This is a genomic window from Luteimonas marina, from assembly GCF_007859325.1.
Lineage (GTDB): Bacteria > Pseudomonadota > Gammaproteobacteria > Xanthomonadales > Xanthomonadaceae > Luteimonas > Luteimonas marina.
This window is the reverse complement of sequence record NZ_VOHK01000002.1, coordinates 236,334-261,246: the sequence shown is the minus strand read 5'-3', so window position 1 is coordinate 261,246 and position 24,913 is coordinate 236,334. Positions and strand designations below refer to the sequence as shown.

Annotated in this window: 20 protein-coding genes; 14 read left to right on the top strand and 6 right to left on the bottom strand. The window is 68.9% G+C overall.

Features of this window, described 5'->3' with window-relative positions:
* Window positions 1–50: 50 nt before the first annotated feature.
* Genes FQY83_RS05280 through FQY83_RS05270 form a run of 3 tightly spaced genes read left to right on the top strand, consistent with a single transcriptional unit; the run spans window position 51 to window position 2,665 of the window.
* Window positions 51–782, top strand: coding sequence for an SURF1 family protein (locus tag FQY83_RS05280; protein WP_146385788.1), 732 nt, complete (start codon window positions 51–53; stop codon window positions 780–782).
* A 25-nt stretch (window positions 783–807) separates the two neighbouring features.
* Entirely contained in the window at window positions 808–2,136 is a 1,329-nt protein-coding gene (locus tag FQY83_RS05275; protein ID WP_146385786.1) for an ATP-binding protein, read from the top strand.
* A complete protein-coding gene (locus FQY83_RS05270; protein ID WP_146385784.1) occupies window positions 2,126–2,665 on the top strand; it encodes a response regulator transcription factor in 540 nt (179 codons plus the stop codon). Before FQY83_RS05275 ends, FQY83_RS05270 begins: the two co-directional genes overlap by 11 nt.
* Window positions 2,666–2,898: 233 nt before the next feature.
* Here the strand turns inward: FQY83_RS05270 and sctU are convergent, their stop codons facing one another.
* Entirely contained in the window at window positions 2,899–4,002 is a 1,104-nt protein-coding gene (gene sctU / locus FQY83_RS05265; RefSeq protein WP_146385782.1) for a type III secretion system export apparatus subunit SctU, read from the bottom strand.
* A gap of 221 nt (window positions 4,003–4,223) precedes the next feature.
* On the opposite strand from sctU, the gene FQY83_RS05260 reads away from it, so the two are divergent.
* The 3 genes from FQY83_RS05260 to FQY83_RS05250 all read left to right on the top strand — a co-directional run bounded on the left by FQY83_RS05260 (window position 4,224) and on the right by FQY83_RS05250 (window position 6,486).
* On the top strand, window positions 4,224–4,532 hold the full coding sequence (locus tag FQY83_RS05260) for a hypothetical protein (protein WP_146385780.1): 309 nt from the start codon (window positions 4,224–4,226) through the stop codon (window positions 4,530–4,532).
* Window positions 4,533–4,680: 148 nt separating this feature from the next.
* A complete protein-coding gene (locus FQY83_RS05255; protein WP_146385778.1) occupies window positions 4,681–5,361 on the top strand; it encodes a hypothetical protein in 681 nt (226 codons plus the stop codon).
* A gap of 243 nt (window positions 5,362–5,604) precedes the next feature.
* The gene (locus tag FQY83_RS05250) at window positions 5,605–6,486 is read left to right on the top strand and encodes a hypothetical protein (protein ID WP_146385776.1); all 882 of its coding nucleotides are present in this window, start codon (window positions 5,605–5,607) and stop codon (window positions 6,484–6,486) included.
* Between the two features lie 55 nt (window positions 6,487–6,541).
* On the opposite strand, the gene FQY83_RS05245 is transcribed toward FQY83_RS05250, so the two are convergent.
* A complete protein-coding gene (locus FQY83_RS05245) occupies window positions 6,542–7,336 on the bottom strand; it encodes a sulfite exporter TauE/SafE family protein (RefSeq protein WP_238333415.1) in 795 nt (264 codons plus the stop codon).
* A 70-nt stretch (window positions 7,337–7,406) separates the two neighbouring features.
* Here FQY83_RS05245 and FQY83_RS05240 point away from each other — a divergent pair, with 70 nt between their 5' ends.
* The 6 genes from FQY83_RS05240 (at window position 7,407) to FQY83_RS05215 (ending at window position 15,602) form a co-directional block, all read left to right on the top strand.
* Window positions 7,407–9,332 carry a lytic transglycosylase domain-containing protein gene (locus tag FQY83_RS05240; RefSeq protein ID WP_146385774.1) on the top strand — a complete coding sequence of 642 codons (1,926 nt, stop codon included), beginning with the start codon at window positions 7,407–7,409 and terminating at the stop codon, window positions 9,330–9,332.
* A 330-nt stretch (window positions 9,333–9,662) separates the two neighbouring features.
* Complete coding sequence (locus tag FQY83_RS05235; protein ID WP_146385772.1) at window positions 9,663–10,889, top strand: multifunctional CCA addition/repair protein; 1,227 nt, start codon at window positions 9,663–9,665, stop codon at window positions 10,887–10,889.
* Between the two features lie 103 nt (window positions 10,890–10,992).
* A complete protein-coding gene (locus FQY83_RS05230; RefSeq protein WP_146385770.1) occupies window positions 10,993–11,235 on the top strand; it encodes a hypothetical protein in 243 nt (80 codons plus the stop codon).
* Window positions 11,236–11,312: 77 nt separating this feature from the next.
* Window positions 11,313–13,649: a TonB-dependent receptor gene (locus FQY83_RS05225; RefSeq protein ID WP_202878157.1), complete on the top strand. Its 2,337-nt coding sequence runs from the start codon at window positions 11,313–11,315 to the stop codon at window positions 13,647–13,649.
* A gap of 40 nt (window positions 13,650–13,689) precedes the next feature.
* A complete protein-coding gene (locus FQY83_RS05220) occupies window positions 13,690–14,367 on the top strand; it encodes a response regulator transcription factor (RefSeq protein ID WP_192906677.1) in 678 nt (225 codons plus the stop codon).
* Window positions 14,367–15,602 carry a sensor histidine kinase gene (locus FQY83_RS05215; protein WP_146385763.1) on the top strand — a complete coding sequence of 412 codons (1,236 nt, stop codon included), beginning with the start codon at window positions 14,367–14,369 and terminating at the stop codon, window positions 15,600–15,602. The genes FQY83_RS05220 and FQY83_RS05215 overlap by 1 nt, the downstream gene beginning before the upstream one ends.
* Window positions 15,603–15,796: 194 nt before the next feature.
* Here the strand turns inward: FQY83_RS05215 and FQY83_RS05210 are convergent, their stop codons facing one another.
* From FQY83_RS05210 to FQY83_RS05195, 4 genes are all read right to left on the bottom strand, one after another.
* On the bottom strand, window positions 15,797–16,867 hold the full coding sequence (locus FQY83_RS05210) for an acyltransferase family protein (RefSeq protein ID WP_202878156.1): 1,071 nt from the start codon (window positions 16,865–16,867) through the stop codon (window positions 15,797–15,799).
* Window positions 16,864–18,015, bottom strand: coding sequence for an N-acetylglucosamine-6-phosphate deacetylase (nagA, locus tag FQY83_RS05205; protein WP_146385761.1), 1,152 nt, complete (start codon window positions 18,013–18,015; stop codon window positions 16,864–16,866). The genes FQY83_RS05210 and nagA overlap by 4 nt, the downstream gene beginning before the upstream one ends.
* A 357-nt stretch (window positions 18,016–18,372) precedes the next feature.
* Window positions 18,373–19,455 (bottom strand): SIS domain-containing protein, encoded by a 1,083-nt coding sequence (locus FQY83_RS05200; RefSeq protein WP_238333414.1) that lies wholly within the window; start codon window positions 19,453–19,455, stop codon window positions 18,373–18,375.
* The gene (locus FQY83_RS05195) at window positions 19,452–20,519 is read right to left on the bottom strand and encodes a LacI family DNA-binding transcriptional regulator (RefSeq protein ID WP_146385759.1); all 1,068 of its coding nucleotides are present in this window, start codon (window positions 20,517–20,519) and stop codon (window positions 19,452–19,454) included. The genes FQY83_RS05200 and FQY83_RS05195 overlap by 4 nt, the downstream gene beginning before the upstream one ends.
* Before the next feature lie 354 nt (window positions 20,520–20,873).
* On the opposite strand from FQY83_RS05195, the gene FQY83_RS05190 reads away from it, so the two are divergent.
* Together FQY83_RS05190 and FQY83_RS05185 are read left to right on the top strand one after the other, a co-directional pair.
* Complete coding sequence (locus tag FQY83_RS05190) at window positions 20,874–21,917, top strand: glucokinase (RefSeq protein WP_238333413.1); 1,044 nt, start codon at window positions 20,874–20,876, stop codon at window positions 21,915–21,917.
* Window positions 21,918–22,044: 127 nt separating this feature from the next.
* Complete coding sequence (locus FQY83_RS05185) at window positions 22,045–24,894, top strand: TonB-dependent receptor (protein WP_146385758.1); 2,850 nt, start codon at window positions 22,045–22,047, stop codon at window positions 24,892–24,894.
* The last annotated feature ends 19 nt before the right edge of the window (window positions 24,895–24,913 follow it).

The following is a 24,913-nucleotide window of genomic DNA, read 5'->3' as shown; positions in this document are numbered from 1 at the left end:
AGGAGCACAATGGATTCCAGCTTGCGCTGGAATGACGATGTCGAAAGCCGATGAGCGCCGAACCCCGCCCCCCGCCGCGCCGTTTCGCCAGGGCCGCCTTCCTCGCCCTGCTCGCCGTCCTGTTCGCCGCCTTCACCGCGCTCGGCGTCTGGCAGGTGAAGCGGCTGCACTGGAAGCACGACCTGATCGCGCGGGTCGACGGCCGCATCCACGCCGACCCGGTCGCCGCGCCGCCGCGCGCGCAGTGGCCGCAGGTGGATGCCGCCGGCGCCGAGTACCGCCGCGTGTTCGCACAGGGCGAATTCCTGCCCGATCGCGACACCCGCGTCGATGCCCTGACCGAACTCGGCCCCGGCGCCTGGATCCTCTCGCCGCTGCGCACCGACGCCGGCGACATCGTGCTGGTCAACCGCGGCTTCGTCGCGGCCGATGCGCGCGAGTCGGCTGCGCCCGCGCCGGCCGGCCCGGTGCGCATCGAAGGCCTGCTGCGCCTCGACGAACCCGGCGGCCGCATCCTGCGCGACAACCTGCCGGCGCAGGATCGCTGGTACTCGCGCGACGTGCACGCGATCGCGACCGCCCGCGGCCTGGATGACGTGGCGCCGTACTTCATCGACGCCGCCTTCGACCCGGCGGCACCGGCGTGGCCGCGCGGCGGCATGACCGTGGTACGGTTCCGCGACCACCACCTGCAGTACGCGCTGACCTGGTTCGCGCTGGCGGGCATGGTGGCCTACGCCATCCGGCGCGTCCTGTCCGGGGAGCGCCGCCGGCGGCACTGACCGCATCCACGCCCGAACCCGACCGATGCCGCAGATCCCCGTTCCGTCCACCGTTCGCGCCGACGTCGATCCCGCGGACTCGCACGACAGCGCCGGCGTCAACAGCATGCGCCAGCTGATCCAGCTGCGCTGGATCGCGGTGGTTGGCCAGCTGCTGACGATCTCGCTGGTGCATGCCGGCCTCGGCATCGCGCTGCCGCTGCTGCCGATGCTGGCGGTGCTCGCCGGACTGGCGGCGTTCAACGGCGCGGCGATGCTGCGCTGGCGCGGCCGCGGGCGCGTCACCAACGCGGCGCTGCTGCTCGGCCTGCTGGTCGACGTCGCCGCGCTCACCGTGCAGCTCTACCTGAGCGGCGGCATCGCCAATCCCTTCGCCTTCCTGTACCTGCTGCAGGTCGCGCTGGCGGCGGTGCTGCTCAAGCCGTGGTCGAGCTGGGTGATCGTGGCCGTGACCTGCGCCTGCGTGGCCGGCCTCGCCGTCGCGCCCGGCCCGGTCACGCTGCCGGCCAGTCCCGACGGCGGCCTGTCCGATCCCTACGTGCAGGGCCTGCTGCTGTGCTTCGCGCTGATCGCGACCCTGCTGGTGGTGTTCATCACCCGCATCGGCCGCATCATCCGCGCGCGCGACGCGCGGCTGGCGGCGTTGCGCCAGCGCGCGGCCGAGGAGGAGCACATCGTGCGCATGGGCCTGCTCGCCTCCGGCGCCGCGCACGAACTGGGCACGCCGCTGTCGACGCTGGCGGTGATCCTCGGCGACTGGCAGCACCTGCCGCACTTCGCCTCCGATCCCGAGCTGCTGCAGGACGTGACCGAGATGCAGGCGCAGGTCCTGCGCTGCAAGGCCATCGTCTCCAACATCCTCGCCACCGCCGGCGAGACCCGCGGCGAGGCGACGCACGGCACCACGCTGCGCAGGTTCCTGGACGAGCTCGTCGACGAGTGGAAGCGCAGCCGCACCGTGCGCGGCTTCGAATACCGCGACCGGCTCGACGCCGACTTCGCCATCGTCGCCGACGCCGGCCTGCAGCAGATGCTGTGGAACATCCTCGACAATGCGCTGGAGGCCTCGCGCTCGAGCGTGACGATGGAGGCCGAACGCGTCGACGATGCGCTGGTGCTGCGCGTGCGCGACGACGGCCCCGGCTTTCCCGAGGACATGATCGAGCGCATCGGCAAGCCCTACCAGTCGAGCAAGGGCGCGCCCGGGCGCGGGCTGGGGCTGTTCCTCGCCGTGAACGTCGCGCGCACCCTTGGCGGTACCATTGCCGCACGCAACGCGCCCGGCGGCGCCACGGTCACCGTGACCCTGCCGCTGCCGGCGCTGTCGCTGGAACCCGACGAAGATGACCGATGACGCCCGCCGCCTGCTGATCGTCGAGGACGACGCCGCGTTCGCGCGCACGCTGTCGCGCTCGTTCGAGCGTCGCGGCTACGCGGTGCGCGACGCCGCCAGCCTCGACGCGCTGGCGCCGCTGCTCGCGGAGTTCGCGCCGACCCACGCCGTGGTCGACCTGAAGCTGGCCGGCGGCAGCTCCGGCCTGGCCTGCGTCAAGGCGCTGCACGCGTTTGATCCGGACATGCTGATCGTGGTGCTGACCGGCTACGCCAGCATCGCCACCGCGGTCGAGGCGATCAAGCTCGGCGCGCGTCACTACCTCGCCAAGCCCTCGAACACCGACGACATCGAGGCCGCGTTCGCGCGCGAGGACGGGGATACGGACGTGCAGCTGACGCGTCGCCAGACCTCGATCAAGACGCTGGAGTGGGAGCACATCCACGAGGCGCTGGCCGCGGCCGACTTCAACATCTCCGAGGCCGCGCGCCAGCTCGGCATGCACCGGCGCACGCTGGCGCGGAAGCTGGAGAAGCAGCGGGTGAAGTGATACCACCGCGGCGCGCTCTCCTGCCTGTCATTTCGACCGAAGGGAGAAATCTCCCGCGATGACAGCAGATTTCTCCCTTCGGTCGAAATGACAAAGGGGGCAGGTCTCTACAACCCGTCATTCCCGCGAAGGCGGGAACCCAGTGTCTTCAAGCTTGCAAATCAACAACAAAGACACTGGGTCCCCGCCTTCGCGGGGATGACGGGAGTGCAAGCTTCCGACACGGATTCGCCCTACTCCCCCTCCGGCTCCCGATACACCGTCTCGACATCGTCCCCGCGCTCGCGGCGCACGTTCTCCGCCCAGTGCAGCACCTCGGCCACCGCGTCGAAGAACTCGTTGCCGATGTAGTCGTCCAGCTCGACGTGTTCGTTGAGCCCGCGCGCCAGCGGCACGTTCTGCAGGATCGGGATGCCCTCCTCCACCGCGGTCTTCTTGATCAGCTCAGCGAACGCGCCCTCGCCCTTGGCCACCACCACCGGCAGCTCGGTCTCGCCGGGTTCGTACTGCAGGGCCACGGCGATGTGGGTGGGGTTGGTCACGACGACGTTCGACTTGCGCACGGCGGAGAGCATGTTCTGCTGCGCCCACTCCTGGTGCAACTGGCGGCGGCGCTGCTTGACGTAGGGGTCGCCCTCGTTCTCCTTGACCTCCTGGCGGATGTCGCGCCGGCTCATCCGCAGCTTCTTGGTGTAGGAGAACTTCTGGTACCACACGTCCAGCGCGGAGACGAAGAAGAACACCGCGATCGTCCATACCGCGATCCACTTCACCCCGTGCCAGAACGCGCCGGCCATCGCCGTGGGCGGCGCGAACGGCAGCTTGAGCAGCCACTCCATCATCCCGCGCAGCACGATGTAGCCGATGCCGACCAGCGCCGCGCACTTGAGGACCGACTTCACCAGCTCGACCAGGTTGTCCATCGAGAACATCCGCTTGATGCCCTCGACCGGATTCATCTTGTCCATCTTCGGCGTGACCTTCTTGATCGAGGCCACCGGCCCGACCTGCAGGAACTCGATCACCACGCCCAGCGCCAGCGCCATGCCCATCAGCGGCAGGAGAATCCACAGCAGGGTCTCGAACGCGAGCTGGCCTAGCTGCGGCAGCACCTCCATGAACGGCTTGCCGACGGCCTGCAGGCTCTGGTCGAACAGCGCACTGATGCGGCCGAAGATGAACGTGCCGAGCATCCCGCCGAGTGCGATCCAGCCGAGCAGCAGCACCGTGCCGGTCAGCTCCTTGCTCTTGGCGACGTTGCCTTCCTTGCGCGCGTCGCGGATCTTCTTCGGGGTCGGCTTTTCGGTCTTGTCGGCGCCCTGGTCCTTGTCGGCCATGCGAGTCCCGTGCCTGTTGGTGACGCCCGCCGGAGGCTAGCATGGGCCTGCGTCCACGCTCGTCAACGCGGCGACGCGGCGACGCGCGCCGGATCATGAACGGGCCCGCGGCCCCGGGTGATCCCTAGGGTCGGCCCGAGGTGACAGCCCGATGACACCCTCGCTAGAGTGTGCCTGTCGCCGCAGCTGCGGCCCCATCGCGCACCCGAACACCTACCCGCATGAGCACCATCGGTTCCACGCCTCCCGGCCTGAGCACGTCCGGCTTCGATCCGGCCGGCGGGCAGGTCTCGCTCGACGAGGCCCGCCAGCAGGGACTGCTGCGCGCCGAGGGCGAACTCGCGATTGCGGAGGCGGCGCCGGCAGTGCTGGTCGATCCGGGCGAGGCGGTGCTCAACCTGTCGGCATGGGGCGACGCGGGCACGGCGCGCACGCTGCCGCGCTCGGAGGCCTTCACCGGCCAGCTGGCGCAGATGGACCGGGCCGAGGCCGCCAACGCCGGCGTCGACGGCATCCTGTCGGCGCTCTGATCCCGACCCGCACATTGCCCCTGTAGGAGCGGCTTCAGCCGCGACCCGACACTCCGCGCGTCCGGACATTGTGGTCGCGCCTGAAGGCGCTCCTACAGGCAGATCCCCCGCCCCCCATAATGTGCGTCACCTGCCCACCGGCGCACCGATGAACCTGTCCACGCCCTCCGCCGACCAGCTGCGCGACGCCGCCGGACGCCTGGTCTGCGCGCTGGCCGCGCACGAGGACCCGGAATACCGGCTGGCGGTGCTCAAGCGCCTGTCGCGGCGCCTGGGCGAGGACCACTACCCGATGTTCCTGCGGCTGCTGGCCGTGGTGGCCGAAAGCGACGACGGCGAGGCCAAGCGCCTGCTCGCCGACACCGTCGCCACCGCGCTGCGCCGTTCCGACCTGCCCGGCGGCGCGCTGAGCTCCTGGGGCGCGACCCAGCTGCCCGACAACGTCACCGGCATGAGCGCGGGCGCGCTGTCGGGCGGCTTTTTCGGCGCCTCGCCGCGGCGCCTGCTCGGACCGGTCGAATACCTCGTCGTCTGGCACCTGCAGCGCACCCAGCGCACTTCGCTGGGCAGCGACAGCTTCCGCCACCACCTCGCCCTGCTGGTCGACCTGCTCAACCACAGCGACGAAGCGCGCACGCTGTATCCGCAGAAGCTGGCCGCCGACGCGCAGAACGAACTCGAAGGCGCCTACACGCGCGCCACCCGCGAGCGCCTGGCCGCGATCGCCCGCGCCTGGCAGGCCGGGCAGCCGCCGGACGACGTCGCCCAGGCCGCGATCGACGCCGGCCACGTCGACATGCCGCCGGGCTGGGTGGTGCGCGACTTGTAGAAAAACCGGAGTCCAGTTGCCTGTCCGCATGCGACGCACGTCCGGGGACCTCAACAGATCGTCATTCCCGCGAAGGCGGGAACCCAGTGTCTTCAAGCCTTTGAAAGCAAAGACGCTGGATTCCCGCCTTCGCGGGAATGACGGCACTAATGGCGACCCCGCGCCCGGTTTTGCCATCGCACGGTTGCCGCACCCGCTCCCGGCAGCCAAGATGCAGGCGGCTCCAGGGGAAAAGGTCCTGCGATGGGGAACCGCACGATCGCCGCGCTCTTCGCGCTGCTCGCCGCCGCCGCGCTGGCGCTGCCCGGCTGCAGCCGGCCGGACACCGCCGACGTCGCCTCGCCACGCGAAGCCCCGACCCCCGGCGAAACCGTGCGCCAGCTCACCGCGCACCTGCGCGACAGCGACCTCGAAGCCTTCGCCCGCGACGCGGTCACGCCGGCCCTGCATGCGCAGCTCGACACCGCCTGGCGCGAGGGCCGCACGCGATGGCCGCTGGACCAGCTGCCGTTCGCCGCGCACCTGCCGCGCGCGATGGCCGCGCTGTCCGCGCCGGACGCGGAAAAGACGCTGCAGCAGGGCTTCGACCGACAGCTCGCCAACGCCAGTCTCGCCCAGGCCGCCGAGTTCCTGACCGTGTTCACCGTGCAGTACATCCTGCAGCAGGGCGACTTCAGCGTGTCCGAGCGCGAGCACTACCCGCAGCTGGTGCAGGCGCTGGGCGCGTGGGCGGGACAGGCGCCGATCGGCGACCGCAAGCGCGCGCAGGCGGCGATCGCGACGATGGCGGCGGCCGCGCGCGAAGCGCAGCTCGACAGCGACGACGCCTTCGCCGAAGCCGGTATGTCCACGGGCCTGCAGCGCATGTCGCGCGTGCTCGCGACCGGCAAGCAGGTGCTGGCGGCCTACGGCTTCGACCTCGACGCCGACCTGCGCGACATGCAGGTGCAGCTGCAGTCGCAGACCGGCGACCTCGCCCGCGTGCGCATGCAGTACGCGCTCGCCGGTACGCCGATCGACACCGTCGTCAACCTCGAACGCCGCGACGGCCGCTGGTACGTCAGCGATTTCCTGCGGCATGCCGAGGCGGCGGTCGCCCATCGGGGACCGGACGAGCGACCGTGATCTCTCCGGCTGCAATCTCGGGGGCGGGTTGAAACCCGCCCGATGGGGGTTTCCTTCAGACCAGCAGGCTGATCCCCACCAGCACCATGAACCCCGCGAACACGCGCTTGAGCGCGACGCCGCTGATCGCGTGCGCGAGCCGCGTGCCCAGCGGCGCGGCCAGCACCGAGCCCAGCGCGATGCCGATCGCCGCGGGCAGGTAGACATAGCCGACCGCATGCGCCGGCAGCGCGCCGAGGGGCGCATTCATCGCGTAGCCCGCCGCGCTGGCAATCGCGATGAAGATGCCGCAGGCCGCCGACGTGCCCACTGCGCGCACCGGCACCACGCCGCGCCAGACCAGCAGCGGCACGGTCAGGCTGCCGCCGCCGATGCCGACCACCGCCGACACCGCGCCGATCCCCGTCCCCGCCGCCGACATCAGCCAGCCCACGGGCACGACGTCGGGTCGCGCCGCGTCGCCGCGCGGCCCGCCGAACGCCATCTGCAGCGCGACCAGGAAACAGTAGACCGCCACGCACCGCCGCAGCACCTCGCCCTCCAGCGCCACCGCGACGAAGCTGCCGAGCCAGCCGCCGAGCAGCAGGCCCGGCACCATCCACGCCACCGTCGGCCACAGCACGCTGCCGCGGCGGTGATGCGCGCGCGCCGACGAGGACGCGGTCAGCACGATGCTCGCCAGCGAGCTGGCCAGCGCCGCGTGCATCGTCGCCTCCGGCGGCACGCCGAACGAGGGCAGCAGCCACACCAGCACGCCGATGATCACCAGTCCACCGCCGATGCCGAGCAGGCCGGCGGCCACGCCGGCGGCCACGCCGAGCAGCGGGAAGATCCACCAGCCTTCGATCACGCGTGCGCGCCCCCGTTGTCCCGGACGCAATCTGAATCAGGATTCATGGGCCTTTCGCTATAGTCCGCGCATGTCGAAGGAACGCCTGTCCATCGTACTCGCAGCAGCCCTGCTGCTGACACCCGCCGCGCAGGCGCAGACCGCGGACGCAGCGTTGCGCGCCGCGATCGAATCGGCCGAGCGCGGCCTGCCCGCGCCGGCGCTCGCCGCCGACCATCCCGCGCAGCGCTGGGTCGAGATGGCGGCGCTGCGACGGAACATCGACACCCTGCCGGCGGCGCAGGCGCAGGCCTTCCTCGCCCGCTACAGGGACGAGGCCGTGGCCGGGGTCTTCCGCGAGGCCTGGCTGCGCGCGCTGCTCAAGCGCCAGGACTGGAGCGGCTATCGCGCGGCGTGGTCGCCCACGATCCGCTCCACTGCGCTGCGCTGCGCCGAACTCGACGCGCGCGCGCGCACCGGCGCCGCCGACGCACAGTGGACGCAGGACGCGCAGGCGATGTGGCGCAGCAGCGGCAAGTCGCTACCCGGCGAATGCGACGCGGTGTTCACCGCGCTCGCCGCGCGCGGCGGACTGACCGACGAACTGCGCTGGGAGCGCATCGAACTGGCCGCCGCGCAATGGGAGCCGGTGGTGATGCGCGCCGCCGCGCGCGAACTGCCGCCCGAGCAGCGCGCGCTGGCCACCGACTACGCCGCCTTCGTGCAATCGCCGAACGAGCGCGCGCTCAACTGGCCCAAGACCGCGCGCAGCCGGCTGGTCGCCTCGCACGGCCTGGCGAAGTTCGCCAAGGCCGACCCGCTTGCCGCCGAAGCGCGCCTGCCCGCGCTCGCCACCGCACTCGGCTTCAGTGAACAGGATCGCGGCCGCGTGCTGTACCAGGCCGCGCTGTGGACGGTGGCCTCCTACCTGCCCGATTCGGCGCGGCTGCTGGGCCTCGTGCCCGACGCCGCCTACGACGATCGCCTGCACGAATGGCGCGTGCGCGAGGCGCTGGCGCGCTCGGACTGGAAGGCCGCGCTCGCCGCCCTGCAGAAGATGGGCGAGAAGCAGCGCGGCGATTCGCGCTGGCAGTGGTTCGAGGCGCGCATGCGCGAGCTGACCGGCGACCGCGCCAGCGCGCAGGCGCTGTTTGCCGCGGTCGCGAAGAAACCCGACTTCCACGGCTTCCTCGCCGCCGACCGGCTCGACCAGCCCTACGCGCTGTGCCCGTGGATGCCGGACTGGACCGCCGCGCAGAAGGCCGCGGTCGCCGCCGATCCGGCGATGGTGCGCGCGATGGCGCTGTACCGCGCCGAGCGCAGCGGCTGGGCGCAGCGCGAATGGGACGACGCGCTGTCGCGCTTCGACGATGCGCAGCGACGCATCGCGGTCGAGGTCGCGCAGGACAACGGCTGGTTCGACCGCGGCGTGTTCGGCCTGGGCAAGGCGCCGGGCGAACTGCAGCTGTACACGCTGCGCTTCCCGATCCACCACGCCGACGCCATCGAGCGCGAGGCGCGCAGGAACGGGCTCGACCCGGCCTGGGTCGCCGCCGAGATCCGCGCCGAGAGCGTGTTCAACCCGAAGGCGCGCTCGCCGGCCAACGCACGCGGCCTGATGCAGGTGCTGCCGGAAACCGGCGCCGCGGTCGCGCGCCGGCTGGGCCTGGCCTGGGGCGGCGCCGAGAGCCTCTACGACTCCAACACCAACATCACCCTCGGCACCGCCTACCTGCGCGAGAAGGAGGCGATGTACGGCAAGCCCTACGTCGCGATCGCCGCCTACAACGCCGGCCCGACGCCAACCTCGCGCTGGCTGTCGCAGCGCCCGACGATGGATCCGGACCTGTGGATCGAGACCATCAGCTACAAGGAGACGCGCGAATACGTCGCCCGCATCCTCGCCTTCAGCGTGATCTACGACTGGCGCATGTATGGTATGGCGACACCGGTCACCCACCGCATGAACGGCACGACCGGCGCGGCGCGCAGGAAGTTCGCCTGCCCGGCGCCCTGAGTTGCCCGGCAGTTGCGCCGGTCACTCCAGTCATTCCGACCACTCCCTGTCATCTCGACCACTCCATGTCATTTCGACCGAAGGGAGAAATCTGCCGTCGCCGTCCCGTCGAACGCAAAGGTGGTCGGGTGGCCGAGGCTGGAGATTTCTCCCTTCGGTCGAAATGACATGGATCGGCTTTGAAATGACAGCATCGGCTGTCGAAATGTCAGTCCGGGCTGCCGAAGCAGGAATCCCCCGGCAAATCCGCGAGGTTCCCGCAGAACCCGATGGCACGGCGCGCACGCGCCTTCCCTGATCCCCGGCATCGCCTTCAGGCATCATGCGCGCATGAAGACCTACCTCGTCGGTGGCGCGGTGCGCGATCGCTTGCTCGGCCTGCCGCCGGGCGATCGCGACTGGGTCGTGGTCGGCGAGACGCCGGAATCGATGCTCGCCGCCGGCTTCCGCCCGGTCGGCCGCGACTTCCCGGTGTTCCTGCATCCGGGCACCGGCGAGGAACACGCGCTCGCGCGCACCGAGCGCAAGACCGCGCCCGGCTATCGCGGCTTCGTGGTGCACGCCGATCCCTCGGTGACGCTGGAACAGGACCTCGAACGCCGCGACTTCACCCTCAACGCCATCGCGGAACGCCCCGACGGCACCCTGGTCGATCCCTTCGGCGGCGCGCGCGACCTCGAAGCGCGCGTGCTGCGCCACGTCGGCCCGGCCTTCGTCGAGGATCCCCTGCGCGTGCTGCGCGCGGCGCGCTTCATGGCGCGCCTGGCGCCGCTCGGCTTCCGCATCGCCCCGGAAACGATGGCGCTGATGCGCAACATCGCCGCCAGCGGCGAACTCGACGCCCTCGTGCCCGAACGCGTCTGGCAGGAGTTGGCGAAGGCGCTGGCTTCGCAACAGCCGTCCGCCTTCCTGCGCACCCTGCGCGAGGCCGATGCGCTGCGCGCGGTGCTGCCGGAAGTCGATGCACTCTACGGCGTGCCGCAGCGCGCCGAGTTCCATCCCGAGGTCGACACCGGCGCGCACCAGGAACTGGTCAGCGACATGGCCGCACGCCTCGCGCCCGGCGACACCGTCGTCGGCTTCGCCGCGCTCGCGCACGACCTCGGCAAGGCGCTGACGCCGAAACACGAGCTGCCCAGGCACATCGGCCACGAACAGGCGGGACTCGCGCCGCTGCGCACGGTGGCCGAGCGACTGAAGGTGTCGCTGGAGCACCGCGACCTCGCCGGCATCGCCTGCCGCGAACACCTCAACGTCCACCGCATCGGCGAACTGCGCGACGCCACCGTGCACGACCTGCTGCTGCGCTGCGACGCCTTCCGCAAGCCCGAACGCATCGCGAAACTGGCGCTGGTCTGCGAAGCCGACAAGCGCGGCCGCCTCGGCAGTGAGGACGCCGCCTACCCGCAGGGCGACGAACTGCGCCGCGCCCACGCCGCCGCCCTCGCCGTCAACGCCCGTGACCTCGCCGTCGACGGCATGAGCGGAACGCAGATCGGGGAGGCGCTGCGCAAGGCGAGGATTGCCGCCATCACGCAGGCGAGGGCTGGAGACTAGATCCCTGGGCCTCAAGGCCTGCTACTCGAACCCGTCGGCAGAGTAGCGGTCGAACGCGATTCCAACTGACCAGCGATCTCGATGCGGGGAGCGAACGCAAGCCGTGTTTGACGACACCGTTTCGGTCACCGGAGCGGCAACCGGCAAAGGACCGGGCGCGCTCACGCGCAAGCGCAGGCACCGGGCCAATCAATCCATCCATCCGACTCACCGCCTCAGGGAAGGAGGATGCGCCCACGGACGCATATCGACGCAAGAAGACTGGTGCCGGCGCGCGCTGCCGCGCCAGGACGGCGACCTTTTGGCGACATTTGCATTGCTAGTTTCGCACTGCTTCATCAAGTGAACACAGCCAATTCCTGGGGGCAGCGCGATATGAACAGACACGTGAGACGGGTGTTGTGGTTGGCACTTTCGGCGCACTTGATCGGATTCACCCTGTCCGCCCATGCAGCGGAGGCGCCCGGCGCCCTGACCATCATCATCAGGGATCAATACACCGACCGGCCACTCCCAAGCGTGCAGGTCACGATCACGGAGCGGGACACCAGCGCCACGCGATCCATGGAAACCGATGCGCGTGGTCGCATCGTCGTTGAACAGCTCGACCCCGGCCTCTATTCGGTGAACGCGACCAAGGTCGGGTTCGCTCCGGTATACGAGCCAAGCGTACGCGTCATCACGCGGAAGAACTCCAGGATCGAGTTCGAACTTGGGGCGCCGATGATGGAAGAAGTGGTGGTTCGAGCACGGGCACTGGATGCATTCGCGTCACCCTCCAGCACCTATCTCGATCGGGAAGCATTGCGAAGTGCCGTTGGCGGTGGCGCAGATCCGCTGCTCTCGCTGGATGGCCTGCCCGGCCTGGCGTCCGCCAGCGAGTTCGCGAGCTTCAGCGTGCGCGGCCGGGGCCCGCGGGACAATCTGATCTTCGTTGACGAGTTCCCGTTCGACAAGGCGGTGCACTTCGACGCGACCCTGGGTGAGGACGAGGATGTCGGCGGCGGCGGCCGTTTCTCGATCTTCGCACCGAACGTCATCAGTGGCGCCGAGTTCTCCCCGGGCGGGTGGGGCCCGGCGTACGGCGGCCGGGCCGGATCGCTGCTCAAGCTCGAAGTCGCCGATGGCAGCCCAAGCCCGTCCGCCAGCCTGCGCCTCGACCTTGCGGGCAATGAAGTGGGCTACGACGGCCCGCTCGGGATCACCAGGGATTCCACCGTTCTCGTTTCCGCCCGCCGACTGGATTTCGGTGCCTTTTTTGAGGATATTGAAGAACTGGACATCGGAAACCCGATCCTGAGGGACATCATCGTCAAGTCGGCCATACCGATCAATCCGTCCAACACGATCGAGGTACTGCTGATCGATACGCGCGAGACCTACACTCGCGACGTGACCCACGTCTTCGAGTCGCCCAATTTCGAGGATGCATCGCTTCTTGATTTCAGGCAGGACAGTGATTTGTACGGGCTTACGCTGCGATCCCTGATCGGCGAGGGTGCCGTCTGGACCAACAAGGTCTACCACCGCACCAGCAACAAGATCAGTTCGGAGGGCGAAGCATTTCCCGACCTCGTCCCCGACGGATCGCCGGCCTCCAGTTTCCCGGTGCGGGAAGACATCATTACCATCACCGAAGACGAGACCGAGATCGGCTGGCGAAGCGACTTCAGGACAGCAAACCGATGGGGTGCGTTCAGTGCGGGCATTCAGGCAACGCAGATCGAACTGGACTACAGCACCGTCCTGGACGGCGATTGGATCCGATTCGTCTATGACGACGATGATTTCAGGCCGGACCCGGAGCAGCGCTACATCGTGCTGACCCCGGCGAACATCAACTCTTCGCTGAGCCGGAAAGCGACGAGCTATGCAGGCTACGTGGACCAGGTTTTCACGCGCGGCACGTGGGATATTCGCACGGGCGTCCGGTTCGAGCGGGACGGCCTGACGGACGAAAGCCTCGTGTCGCCCAGGTTCAGCGTCAACTGGCGGCGCAGCAAAGGCATCAGGTACTTCGCGACCGCCGGGCTGTTCCATCAGTCGCCCCGGTACCTGGACTTCGCGGCCAACGCGGGGAACGAGCTCGAGAACGAGAAGATCACGCATGGAAGCATCGGCTTCGAGTACTTCCCGAACGACACGTGGTCGGTGTTGGCGGAAGCCTACTACCAGGACCTCTCCAACCTCGTGGTCGACCTGGATCGGGCAAACGGGACGTTTGCCAACATTGGTGACGGCACGTCCTACGGCTTCGATGTCGTGGTCAAGGGCACGATTCGCGAAGGGCTCTACGCTGCCGCGACCTACTCCTACAACGATGCGAAAGTCGATCGGAAGGACGGCCGGGGTGCCGTCGCCGACGATTTCAGCCGCGAGCATGTGGCTACCCTCGGACTGACCTGGGAAATCACCAGCCGCTGGAAGGTCGCCGGGCGCTACAAGTACCTTTCCGGCAGGCCGGAGGACGCCTTCATCATCCATGAAGACGTGCTGGGGCCCGGGCAACCCCTGCGCTTCTCAAGAGAGACGACCGAGCGCAATATCGGCCGCAAACCCAGCTACGGCGTGCTGAACCTTCGCGTTGACTATCGGCGCGCATTTGGCCCCATCGATGTAACGGCCTTTCTCGATGTCATCAACGTGACGTCGGCATCGTCAACCGACGAAAGCGAGTTCGACTATCGCCGAGGCGTCAACGTGAAGGACGATAGCGAAGCCGAGCCGCTGATTGGTCTGCGACTGGATTACGCCTGGTAAGGGGGAGCAGCAGATGGTACCCGCTCTTGGTACGGCGCCGATCAGGGCGTTGATTGTCGAAGACAATCGCGACATCTGCGACAACATTGCCACGTACCTTGAAAAGTGCAGCTATGTCCTGGACTTTGCACATGACGGTATCACCGCAATGCATTTGGCGTTGACGAATCCGTTCGACGTGATCGTTCTGGACCTGATGATCCCGGGGATGGATGGCCTGACTTTCTGCCAGAGGCTGCGAACGGATGCCAGGATGGAAACGCCCGTGCTCATGCTGACGGCGAGGGACACGCTTGACGACAGGCTCAAGGGGTTCGACGCCGGCGCCGACGACTACCTGGTCAAGCCATTCGCACTGCAGGAACTCCACGCGCGACTTCGGGCCTTGTACAAGCGGAGTCACCGGAATACCGACAACCTGTTGACTGTTGGCGACCTGACCATGAGCAGGTCAACGCTGCAGGTGCATCGCGCGGGGCGGCGCGTCGAGCTCAGTCCTGCCGGCATGAAGTTGCTTCAACGACTGATGGAAGAATCCCCGTCTGTTGTGGCCCGGGATGATCTCGAAACCCTGTTGTGGGCCGACGAACCTCCGGATGGCGATGCGCTTCGCTCGCACATGTACAAGCTGCGGCAGGCCATCGACAGGCCGTTCGACAGTCCGTTGATTCATACGGTGCATCGCATCGGGTATTGGATTGCGGAGGATGCCCGGTAATGCGGCACAGCTTTCGCAAGCGCGTCGAGTATGCGTTCGCGTTGTGTGTTGTCGGACTCAGCGTGGCCTGGGGGTTCGCGTTCTACGCTGCGATCAGGTTGAGCGAAGACCGTGTGCTGGAGAATCAGCTGCAACGCGCTGCCGAGAGCTATCCCGACCTGTCGACCAACCTTCGCGGCTACGATGAGGTCGGGAGCTTGCCGGAATCGCTCAGGGACTGGGCGAGAACAGATCCCGATGAGGGCTTGTACGAATTCGTCGCGGAAGAGTTGCATGTGGCGGTCATCCCTGCCGACAATCCACGGCGACGCGCATTCGTGGTTCTCGATGTCGCCGGGATCGAGGCGGCTTCCTCCGAGGATTGGTGGTGGCTCCTCGTCATCACTGTCGCCGTGGGTGCGCTCGGCGCCCTGGGTTTCGGGCTTGGCATTCTGGTGATGCGGAGAGCGGTCGCCCCTGTCGTGCAACTGGCCGAGGTGGTCGCGGAGATTGACCTGGAACACCTGTCGGCCGGAGACCACAAGGTCATCGAGTCCAACCGGTTCGGCGAGGATGAGGTCGGCGTCCTTGCCGGCGCCATCGAGAAAACCCTCGAGCGCATCAGCGCCTTCGTGGCGAGGGAACGGTACTTCACCAGCTCTGCCAGTCATGAGTTGCGGACGCCGATCACGGTGATCGCAGGCGCGCTCGAGCTGCTGGAGCAAAGCAGTCTGTCAGCGGAGGATGCGAAGGCGGTGGCTCGAATCCGGCGTGCGACGCTCGAGATGAGATCCACGATCGAGATGTTCCTGTGCCTCGCCCGCGAAGCGGACGACGGGAAGTATGGAGAGCAGTTCCCGGTGACGCCGCTGGTCAGCCGGGCGATAGACGAGCAGCGCTACCTGCTGAACGGCAAGCTCGTCGACGTCGACGTCGATGTCGAAAGTCTCGCGGCACCGGTCGTCCGGGGGCATCCACAGGCCTTCCTGATCGCGGTCAACAATCTGGTGCGGAATGCCTTCGAACAAACCCTCGTCGGGCAGGGACCGATCACGGTTCTCATAAAGGAGCACGAGCTGCTGGTCACCAACAGATTGGGCAGTGACGATGCCGGGGGGCTCACGCCGGCCGGGTCCTCGTCTTCCAATGGATATGGCCTGGGCCTGGGCATCGTCCAGCGCCTGTGCGAGCGCAACGGCTGGGCATTCTCGCTGCACGTGGACGAGGCGCACGTCACCGCCTGTCTTTCCTGGTGAGCACGACGGCTCCTTCGCAAACAGCGGGAAGCCTGGGACCGTTCCCGTCGTAACCCTGTCTGCCGCCGATGGAGCGAGGCCCCCGCGATTCGGATTCCGGGGGGGCCTGCGACGCTGGTGTCCCGGGTCGTACCAGCCGTTCGGGAATCGACCTCTTGTGAGTCTGCTTCCGGCCGACAGCCGTCTTGCCCGGATCAGATCTTCAGGTGCCACCCACGCCGATCCATCCACCACACGATCCCCCACCACAGCGCAACGAAGCTGATCGCGAACGCCAGCGAGGGGACGTAGGGGCCGAACAGGGGCGTCATCCAGCCGGCGTAGGCGTGCTGGTAGATCGCGCCCCACCAGCCGAGGCCGGCGAGCAGGTAGACCATGGTCGCGGAGCCGGCGTAGGCGGCGATGGCGTTGACGCCGAAGGCGCGGCCGAGGGGTGGGCAGCCGCGGCGGTCGATGAGCAGGTGCAGGGCGAGCAGCGCCAGGGTCGCCCAGCCGGCGGTCCACAGGACGTAGGACGAGGTCCACAGCGCCTTGTTGATCGGCATGGCGAACGACCACAGCGCGCCCGCGGCCAGGGCGGCGACGGCGGCGATGAGCAGGCGCCTGGTGTCGCCGCGACGCAGCCAGTCGCCGGCGCGCACGCCGAGCAGGACGGTGGCGATCGCCGGGAGGGTGCTGACGAGGCCTTCGGGGTCGCGGCCGAGGCCGGTCGCCGGATCGAAGACGTAGAGGAACGGCGCGAACAGTGCGGTGTCGGTGCGGTCGGCGAGGTTGTGGAACTGCGCGTAGCCGCCCGGCGACAGCAGGGCCCAGTAGCCGAGCAGCAGCGCGGCGATGCACGCCCACTGCAGGCGCGGCTTGAGGTGGATCGCCAGCGGCGCGGCGACGATGAAGCACAGGCCGATGCGCTGCAGCACGCCCCAGGGGCGGTAGTGGGCCATGTCGTAGGCCCACCAGGCGAACAGGTGCAGCAGCAGGCCCATCGCGATGATGCGCGCGCCGCGCGAGGCGATGGCGCGATGCAGGACGCGCGGGGCCGCGCCGGCCTCGGCGCGCGGCACGATGCCGAGTGCGATCGAGACGCCGACCACGAACAGGAAGAACGGGAAGATCAGGTCGGTCGGGGTGCAGCCGTGCCAGTCCGCGTGCAGCAGCGGCGCGTAGACGTGGCCCCAGTCGCCGGGATTGTTGACCAGCAGCATCGCCGCGACGGTGAGGCCGCGCAGGGCGTCGACCGAGGCGAAGCGGGGCGCGGCGGCGTTCAAGCGGCGTGCCGCGCGATGTCGCCGGCGATCCAGGTCGCACGCACGGCGAGGGCGTCGTCGAGCAGAACGAAGTCGGCGGCGTAGCCCGGCGCGATGCGGCCATGAAGATCATCGAGGCCAAGGAATTCGGCCGGATAGCGCGAGGCCATGCGCGCGGCTTCGTCCAGCGGCAGGCCGAGCAGGTGCACGCTGTTGCGCACGGCGGTGGCCATGTCGAGCGCGGAGCCGGCGAGCGAGCCCGCGGCATTGCGCACCACGCCGTCGACGGCGGTGATGGTTTCGCCGTAGAGGACGAAGGCCGGATCGTCGGCGCCGACCATCGGCATCGCATCGGTGACCAGGAACAGCTTGCCGCGCGGCTTGGCGGCGAGCGCGACGCGCAGGCTGGCCGCGTGCACGTGCACGCCGTCGACGATGATCCCGCACCAGCTGTCGCGGTCTTCCAGTGCCGCGCCGACCGCGCCGGGCTCGCGCCCCTGCAGCGGCGACATGGCGTTGTAGAGATGGGTGAAGCCGCGGATGCCGGCGTCGAGCCCGGCGCGGATCTCGTCGTAGCGGCCCGCAGTATGCCCGGCCGCGACGATGGCGCCGCGCGAGACGAACGCACGGACGGTCTCGACCGGCAGCTGTTCCGGCGCCAGCGTCAGCAGGGTGACGCCATTGCCGAGCGAGGTCGCCAGCGCGATCTCGTCCGCGTCGGGCGTGCGGAACACGCGCGCGTCGTGGGTGCCTTTGCGCGCGGGCGCGAGGTACGGACCTTCGAGGTGGATGCCGAGCACGCCGGGCACGCCCTGCGCGATCGCTTCGCGGGTCGCGGCGATCGCTGCGCGCATTGCTTCCACGTTATCGCTGATCAGCGTGGGCAGCAGGCCGGTGGTGCCGTAGCGGCGATGTGCCCGGGCGATGGCGCGGATGCCCTCGACCGTTGGCATGTTGTTGAGCAGCACGCCGCCGCCGCCGTTGACCTGGGCGTCGATGAAGCCGGGCACGAGGGCGCCGCCTTCGAGGTCGATGCGTTCCGCGTTGCGCGCGCGCGCGTCGTCGCCGGCGACGATCGCCGCGATCCGGCCGCCCTCGACCAGCACCGCCACGTCGTCGCGGAATCCGTCGTCGAGCAGCACGCGCCCGTTGATCAGGGCCGTCGTCATGATTCGACCGTCCCGGCGGGGTCGGGCTTGGTCATTGCCATGGTGCAGGGTTCGAGCATTTCGTGCGTCCCGAAGGTTTCCGGATGGATCGGGGTTTCATTTCATTCCGAACAAGAAAGCCGTCATTCCCGCGAAGGCGGGAATCCAGCGTCTTCGAATCCCGGAAAGCTAAAGACACTGGGTTCCCGCCTTCGCGGGAATGACGTTCCTGGAGAATCGACGCGCGGATCTCTCGCTACGCTCGAGATGACAGGGGAGGCCGCATCCGGGATGACGGCGGAGGCCGCACCCGGAATGACGGCAAGGGCCGGGGCCGGGATGACAACGTGCTCGTTGATGGTCCGGCGGGACACGGCGCTAGACCGTCTCGGTGACTTTGTTGAGGTGCGGCGGCCTGTCCGGATCGTGGCCGCGCGCGAGCGAGAGCGCGTTCACCATGCGGTAGAAGCTCTGCACCAGCAGCAGCGGCGCGCAGGCCGGATGCGGCGCATCCGCCACCGGCAGGGCCTGCCCCGGACCTGATCCGGGGTCGGCTTCGTCCTCGCGCGAAGCCAGCCACACCTGCGCGCCGCGCGCGCGGAACTCGTCGGCGAGCGCCAGCGTGCCGGCTTCGGTTTCGTCGGGCTGGGCGAGGATCAGCACCGGAAAGCCGGGGCCGACCAGGGCCATCGGCCCGTGCTTCACTTCGGCCGAGCTGTAGGCCTCGGCGTGCAGGCCGCAGGTCTCCTTGAACTTCAGCGCCGCCTCCTGCGCGGCGCCGAGGCCGAGGCCGCGGCCGAGCACGAACAGGTTGTGCGCGCGCACCAGCCCCGCGCACGCGGGCGACCAGTCGCAGTCCCAGGCCACGCGCATCGCGTCGGGCAGCCGGTCGAGCGCATCGAGCAGCGCGGCATCCCCGCGCCACAGCGCGGCCAGCTGCAGGATCGCCGACAGCGAGGCGAGGTAGCTCTTGGTCGCGGCCACGCTGCGTTCGGGGCCGGCGTGCAGCGGCACCACGACGTCGGCCAGCGCCGCCAGCGGCGAGTCGACGACGTTCACCAGCGCGACCACGCGCGCGCCGGCCTCACGCGCGGCTTCGGCGTTGCGCAGCAGGTCCGGGCTCTTGCCCGACTGCGAGACGGCGATGAACAGTGCATCGCGCAGCTGCTGCTGCACGCCGTACACCGAGCCCACCGACGGCGACACCGAGGCGGTCACCACGCCCAGCTGCGTCTCGAACAGCGCCTTGGCATAGGTCGCGGCGTGGTCGGAGCTGCCGCGCGCGCAGGTGGCGACGAACGGCGGCGGGCGCCGGCGCAGGTCCGCCGCCAGCGCCGCGAGCACGTCGCGGTTGGCGGCGAACTGGCGCGCGACGACGTCGGCGGCCTCGGCGGCCTCGCGGAACATCCAGGTCGACGATGCGCGCGCCTGCGCGTCGTCCGGGTCGATCAGGGCGTTCATGCGTCTCCGGCGGGTTGCGTGCGCGGGCGGACCGGCGCGGTGGAGCCGCGCACCACCAGCTGCGGCACGAAGCCCTGGTTGTGCGCGGCGGTGCCGTCCTGGCGCAGGCCGGCGATCAGCATCCGTGCGGCGTGGCGCGCGATCTCCTCGGTCGCCTGCTTGGCGGTGGTCAGCGCCGGCCACGACTGCTTCGAGAACGGGCTGTCCTCGAAGCCGGCGATCGACAGGTCATAGGGCACGTTCATGCCCGCGGATTTCGCCGCCGCAAGCACGCCGGCGGCGATCTCGTCGTTGGAGCCGAAGATCGCGGTCGGCGGGTCGCGCAGCGCCAGCAGCCGGCGCGCGCCGCGGAAGCCGTCGTCGAAGGTGTAGTCGCCGGGGATCACCAGGTGCTTGTCGAGGGTGATGCCGTAGTCCTTCAGCGCCTGCTCGTAGCCGAGGTAGCGCTCGGAGCTGGAGCGGTGCTCCTGCCCGCCCCAGAGGAAGCCGATGCGCTGGTGGCCGAGCTGGACCAGGTGTTCGGTGATCTCGTAGGCCGCGTCGCGGTCGTCGACGTAGACGCAGGGGTGGCCGTCACCCGGATCCTCGGCCGCGGCGATGATGCGGGTGGCGCGCACGCCGGCCTGCTCCAGCGCCTCGATCAGTTCAGGGCGCTCGGAGATCGGCGCGGTCAGCACCAGTCCCGCGAGCCGCGAGCGCTGCACCATCTCCACCAGTTCGTCGGCGAGCAGCGGCGAGGTCGCGTCGCAGGGATGGATCTGCAGGCCGAAGCCGGTCTCGCGGCAGGCCGAGAGCACACCGTTCTGCAGGCCGATGATGTGGTACGGGTTGGGGTTGTCGTAGACCAGCCCGATCACGTAGGCGCTGGAGCTGCGCAGGTTGCGCGCGGAGGGGTCGGGCTCGTAGTCGAGGTCGGCGATGGTCTGCAGCACGCGCGCGCGCGTGGCCGGCAGCACCGAGGGTTCGTTGTTGATCACGCGCGAGACGGTCTTCAGCGACACCCCGGCGCGCTCGGCCACGGTGCGGATCGTCGGCTTGCGCGGACTGGCCTGTTCCTCGCTCATCTCCTGCCCCTCCCGTCCCCTTGTCCTGCTACCGGACAAGGTGACTAACGTTGTCATACTTTTCCCCCGAATGCCAACCGCCTCACCCCGCGGAGGCCGCATTTCCTGCGCATGTCCGGGTGCTGCCTTGCAGCATGGGCCCTGCGGACACGCTTCGGACATCCACGGACATCGTCGTATTTTGCCCGTAAATTTGTAAATAGATCATCAATTTTTCGTCTATTGTTTGACCTATGTCGTTAAACAGGCGGCGTGTCGAAGCCGACTGGACTCGGCGCTTGACATCGTTGTCACGACGTTCCAACACTCCGCCCACGCCGCAGCCTTCCGCCTGCGGCGATCGCAGGAGCCAGCGTGGCTGCAAGCACCCGTCCACTGCCCGTCACCGGCCGCCGGCCGACGCATGCGCCGTTCATCGCGGCCGACGTCGGCGGCACCCACGTGCGCATCGGGCTGGTGCACGGCGGCGATCCGGTCGAGGTCCTGCACTACCGCAAGTACGCCTGCGCCGACTTCCCCGGCCTGGCCGGGATCATCGCCGCCTTCCTCGCCACCCTGCCGGACGCCGGGACGATCCACCGCGGCGTGATCGCCTGCGCCGGCCACGCGCTGGAGGACGGCTCGCTGCTGTCGGCGAACCTGCCCTGGCCGGTCGCGCCCGGGCGCATCCGCGCGCAGCTGGGCTTCGACGATTTCCGCCTGATCAACGACTTCGAGGCGGTCGCGCACGCGGTGACGGCGGCGGACGCGCATGCGCTGCTGCGCCTGTCGGGCCCGGAACGGGCGCCGCCGGGCCCGACCCTGGTGGTCGGGCCGGGCACCGGCCTCGGTGCCGCGGTGCGGATCCCGGGGCACCCACGCGCGACGGTGCTCGCCACCGAAGCCGGCCAGGCCTCGCTGACGGTCTCCACCGAACTGGAAATCGCGGTGCTGCAGGCCTTCGGGCGCGAGCGCCGCCACATCCCGATCGAACACGCGCTGTCGGGCCCCGGGCTGGTGCGGCTGCACGCTGCGCTCGCGCAGGTGCGCGGCACGACGCCGACGCAGGCCACGCCCGACGCGATCACCGCCGCCGCCCTGGCCGGCGACGATGCGCTCGCGCGCGACACCCTCGAATTGTTCTGCGGCCTGCTCGGCAGCGCCGTCGGCGACATGGCGCTGCTCTACGGCGCGCACGGCGGCGTCTACCTCGCCGGCGGGATCCTGCCGCGGATCCGCGACTTCCTCGCACACAGCAGCTTCGTGCAGCGGTTCCTCGACAAGGGACCGATGCGTGAGGTGCTGCTGCGCATTCCCGTGACGCTGGTCGAGCACGGGCAGCTGGGCGTGATCGGCGCCGCCAGCTGGTACCTCGGCCAGGAGCAGAACGACAACGAGGAACGGATGCCCGCCCGCTGACCAGACCCCCCTGCCCGCGCACGCGCCGCTCCACGGCCGGCACGCGCAACGGCACCGCCACGGGCCACCGGCAGACCCTTGCGCCGGCGGCCACAGCCACACCCATTCCGCACTGGAGAGAACCGTCATGAAGCACCGCAAAACCATGCTGTCGGCCGCGATCGCCGTGTGCCTCGGGGTCGCCGCGCAGGCGAATGCGCAGGAAGCCGCCGCGCAGGACAACGACGCGCCGTCCGCGGACGCCAACGCCACCGAACTCGACCGCGTGGTCGTCACCGGCATCCGCGCCAGCCTGCAGCAGGCGCTGGACACCAAGCGCAATTCCGACGCGATCATCGACGTCGTCACCGCCGAGGACGTGGGCAAGTTCCCCTCGACCAACGTCGCCGAGGCGATCTCCTCGCTGCCGGGCGTGACCATCGACAAGGCCTTCGGCCAGGGCGAGAAGATCAGCATCCTCGGCACCGATCCGGCGCTCAGCCGCACCCTGCTCAACGGGCAGACGGTCGCCTCGGCCGACTGGTTCATCACCGACCAGCCCGGCCGCACCTTCAACTATTCGCTGCTCGCGCCGTCGCTGGTGGGCAAGGTCGAGGTCTACAAGTCGCCCGAGGCGCACATCGACGAGGGCTCGATCGGCGGCACCGTGATCGTGCACACGCGCAAGCCGCTTGACCTGGACAAGACCACGATCGCCGGCCACGTCGGCTACCTCTACAACGACCGCATCGAGGGCGGCGACCCGCAGGCCTCGCTGCTGTTCGGCTGGAAGAACGACGCCAACACCTTCGGCCTGATCGTGGCCGCGCAGCGCGCCGACGAGGGCATCCGCCGCGACGGCATCGAGTCCTACGGCACGGTGACCGGCAACGACTACATCGTCGGCGTGGGCGGCGGCAACTCGTTCACCCCGACGATGGACTGGGGCGCGGGGGTCGAGGTCCCGCCATCGTGCTCGGGCGCCTGCGAAACGACCCTGCGCGCCAACCCGGACGCGATCGCGCCGAACTCGATCAGCGCGCACTACTTCGAGCAGCAGCGCGAACGCGACACGATCTCGCTGGCGCTGCAGTTCCGTCCCCACGAGAAGATGAACATCGAGTTCAACGCGCTGGACGTCACCGCCGCCTACGACAACATCAGCCATTCGATGTTCGCCTTCAACGGCAACGGCTGGAACAGCCTGATGCGCCTGACCGACCTCGAGGTCGAGGGCGGCGTCATCACCCGCGCCTCGTACAGCAATGCGCTCACCGTCTACGACCTGATCAACCGCCAGGCGACGGTCGACACCAACTCCTACGATCTCAAAGCCACCTGGAACGACGAACGCTGGTTCGCCACCTGGCACTTCGGCACCACCAAGGCCACCGGCGGCACCGGCCGCCAGGTCTTCGGCGAATTCCTCAACTGGGCCGACTACAGCTACGACCTGACCGGCACGCCGCGGCTGGACTTCACCGGCTACAACTACGGTTCGGCCGCCGCGACCAGTCCGAACTATCCCGGCAGCCCGTTCACCGATCCCGATGCCTTCCGCATCGACGGCGGCTGGGGCGCGGATCCGAACGACGGCTCGACCTGGAACACGGGCTGGGGCGGCAACATCGTCACCAAGCCCACCTGGGACAAGGAGGTATACGGCCAGATCGATGGCGGCATCCGTTTCGACGCGCCGGTCTACCAGGTGCGCTTCGGCCTGAAGCGCCGCCAGCACGAAACCGGGCAGTCGATGGCGGGCGTCGCGCTGGCTGCGGTGGCCGGCTACGGCGACGCGACCGCCGCCGACTTCTCGCCACGCCAGCTGCCGGGCAACTACCTCAGCGGCTTCGGCAACGTCGGCGACCTGTCCAACCGTTTCACCATCGACGGCTGGGCGCTCGCGGACTGGATCCTCAGCGGCAACTGGCTGGCGCCGTGGCAGAGCATGCCCGAGCCCGGCACCTTCAACGATGCCTCGTTCGTCTCGAACACCTGGATCGTCGAGGAAGACGTCAACGCCGGCTACGTGCAGGCCGACTACAGCTGGAACGGCTTCCGCGGCAACATCGGCTTCCGCTACGTGCAGACCGAATCCGACAGCGTCGGCTGGCAGTGCACGGTCAGCGCCGATTGCACGTCCGGCGCCAACGGCGGCGTGCACACGTATGACCTCGTCAGCGTGAAGAAGAAGTACAACGACTTCCTGCCGAACATCAACGTCGTATACGACTTCTCCAACAACCTGGTGCTGCGCTTCTCGGCGGCGAAGGTGATCTCGCGCCCGAACTACGGCGACATGTCCAACTACCTGTGGCTCGGCCCGCAGACCCTGACCGGCGGCGGCGGCAATCCCGATCTCGACCCCTATCGCTCGACCAACCTCGACTTCTCGGCCGAATGGTACTTCGCCGACAACGCCATCCTCGCAGGCACGCTGTTCCACAAGGACGTCGGCAACTACATCCTGTACACGACCGGGACCGAGCGCCACGTCAACGAGTCGAACGGCCAGGTCATGGACTTCACCGTCTCCCGCCCGCAGAACGCAGGCCAGGCGACGATCCAGGGCTTCTCGCTGAACTACCAGCAGAACCTGTGGAACGGACTCGGCATCCAGGCGAACTACACCTACTCGGACGCCGAAGCCAGCAACGGCGACCCGATGCCCTGGACCTCGGAGAACCAGTACAACATCAGCCCGTTCTTCGAGAACGACCGCTGGAGCGCGCGCCTCACCTACTCCTGGCGCTCGAAGTACTACACCCAGGTCGACCGCGGCAACTACCTGGTCACCAGCGACTATGAGTCGCTCGACGCCAGCATCGGCTTCCGCATCAATGACAGGCTCAGCCTCTCGCTGGACGGCATGAACCTGCTCGACTCGGAGTACTACACCTACGCCGACGTGCCCGGCGTGGCCAACACCGAGAAGCTGGTGCGCGGGTTGTACCGGACCGGACGCCGCTACATGGCCTCGCTGCGGATGCAGTTCTGATCGACGGCATCCACCTCCC

What these genes read in the sequence shown, in the direction of transcription:
- FQY83_RS05280 (WP_146385788.1), top strand. Translation starts at nt 51, where the DNA reads ATGAGCGCCGAACCCCGCCCCCCGCCGCGCCGTTTCGCCAGGGCCGCC.
- FQY83_RS05275 (WP_146385786.1), top strand. Translation starts at nt 808, where the DNA reads ATGCCGCAGATCCCCGTTCCGTCCACCGTTCGCGCCGACGTCGATCCC.
- FQY83_RS05270 (WP_146385784.1), top strand. Translation starts at nt 2,126, where the DNA reads ATGACCGATGACGCCCGCCGCCTGCTGATCGTCGAGGACGACGCCGCG.
- sctU (WP_146385782.1), bottom strand. Translation starts at nt 4,002, where the DNA reads ATGGCCGACAAGGACCAGGGCGCCGACAAGACCGAAAAGCCGACCCCG.
- FQY83_RS05260 (WP_146385780.1), top strand. Translation starts at nt 4,224, where the DNA reads ATGAGCACCATCGGTTCCACGCCTCCCGGCCTGAGCACGTCCGGCTTC.
- FQY83_RS05255 (WP_146385778.1), top strand. Translation starts at nt 4,681, where the DNA reads ATGAACCTGTCCACGCCCTCCGCCGACCAGCTGCGCGACGCCGCCGGA.
- FQY83_RS05250 (WP_146385776.1), top strand. Translation starts at nt 5,605, where the DNA reads ATGGGGAACCGCACGATCGCCGCGCTCTTCGCGCTGCTCGCCGCCGCC.
- FQY83_RS05240 (WP_146385774.1), top strand. Translation starts at nt 7,407, where the DNA reads ATGTCGAAGGAACGCCTGTCCATCGTACTCGCAGCAGCCCTGCTGCTG.
- FQY83_RS05235 (WP_146385772.1), top strand. Translation starts at nt 9,663, where the DNA reads ATGAAGACCTACCTCGTCGGTGGCGCGGTGCGCGATCGCTTGCTCGGC.
- FQY83_RS05215 (WP_146385763.1), top strand. Translation starts at nt 14,367, where the DNA reads ATGCGGCACAGCTTTCGCAAGCGCGTCGAGTATGCGTTCGCGTTGTGT.
- nagA (WP_146385761.1), bottom strand. Translation starts at nt 18,015, where the DNA reads ATGACGACGGCCCTGATCAACGGGCGCGTGCTGCTCGACGACGGATTC.
- FQY83_RS05200 (WP_238333414.1), bottom strand. Translation starts at nt 19,455, where the DNA reads ATGAACGCCCTGATCGACCCGGACGACGCGCAGGCGCGCGCATCGTCG.
- FQY83_RS05195 (WP_146385759.1), bottom strand. Translation starts at nt 20,519, where the DNA reads ATGAGCGAGGAACAGGCCAGTCCGCGCAAGCCGACGATCCGCACCGTG.
- FQY83_RS05185 (WP_146385758.1), top strand. Translation starts at nt 22,045, where the DNA reads ATGAAGCACCGCAAAACCATGCTGTCGGCCGCGATCGCCGTGTGCCTC.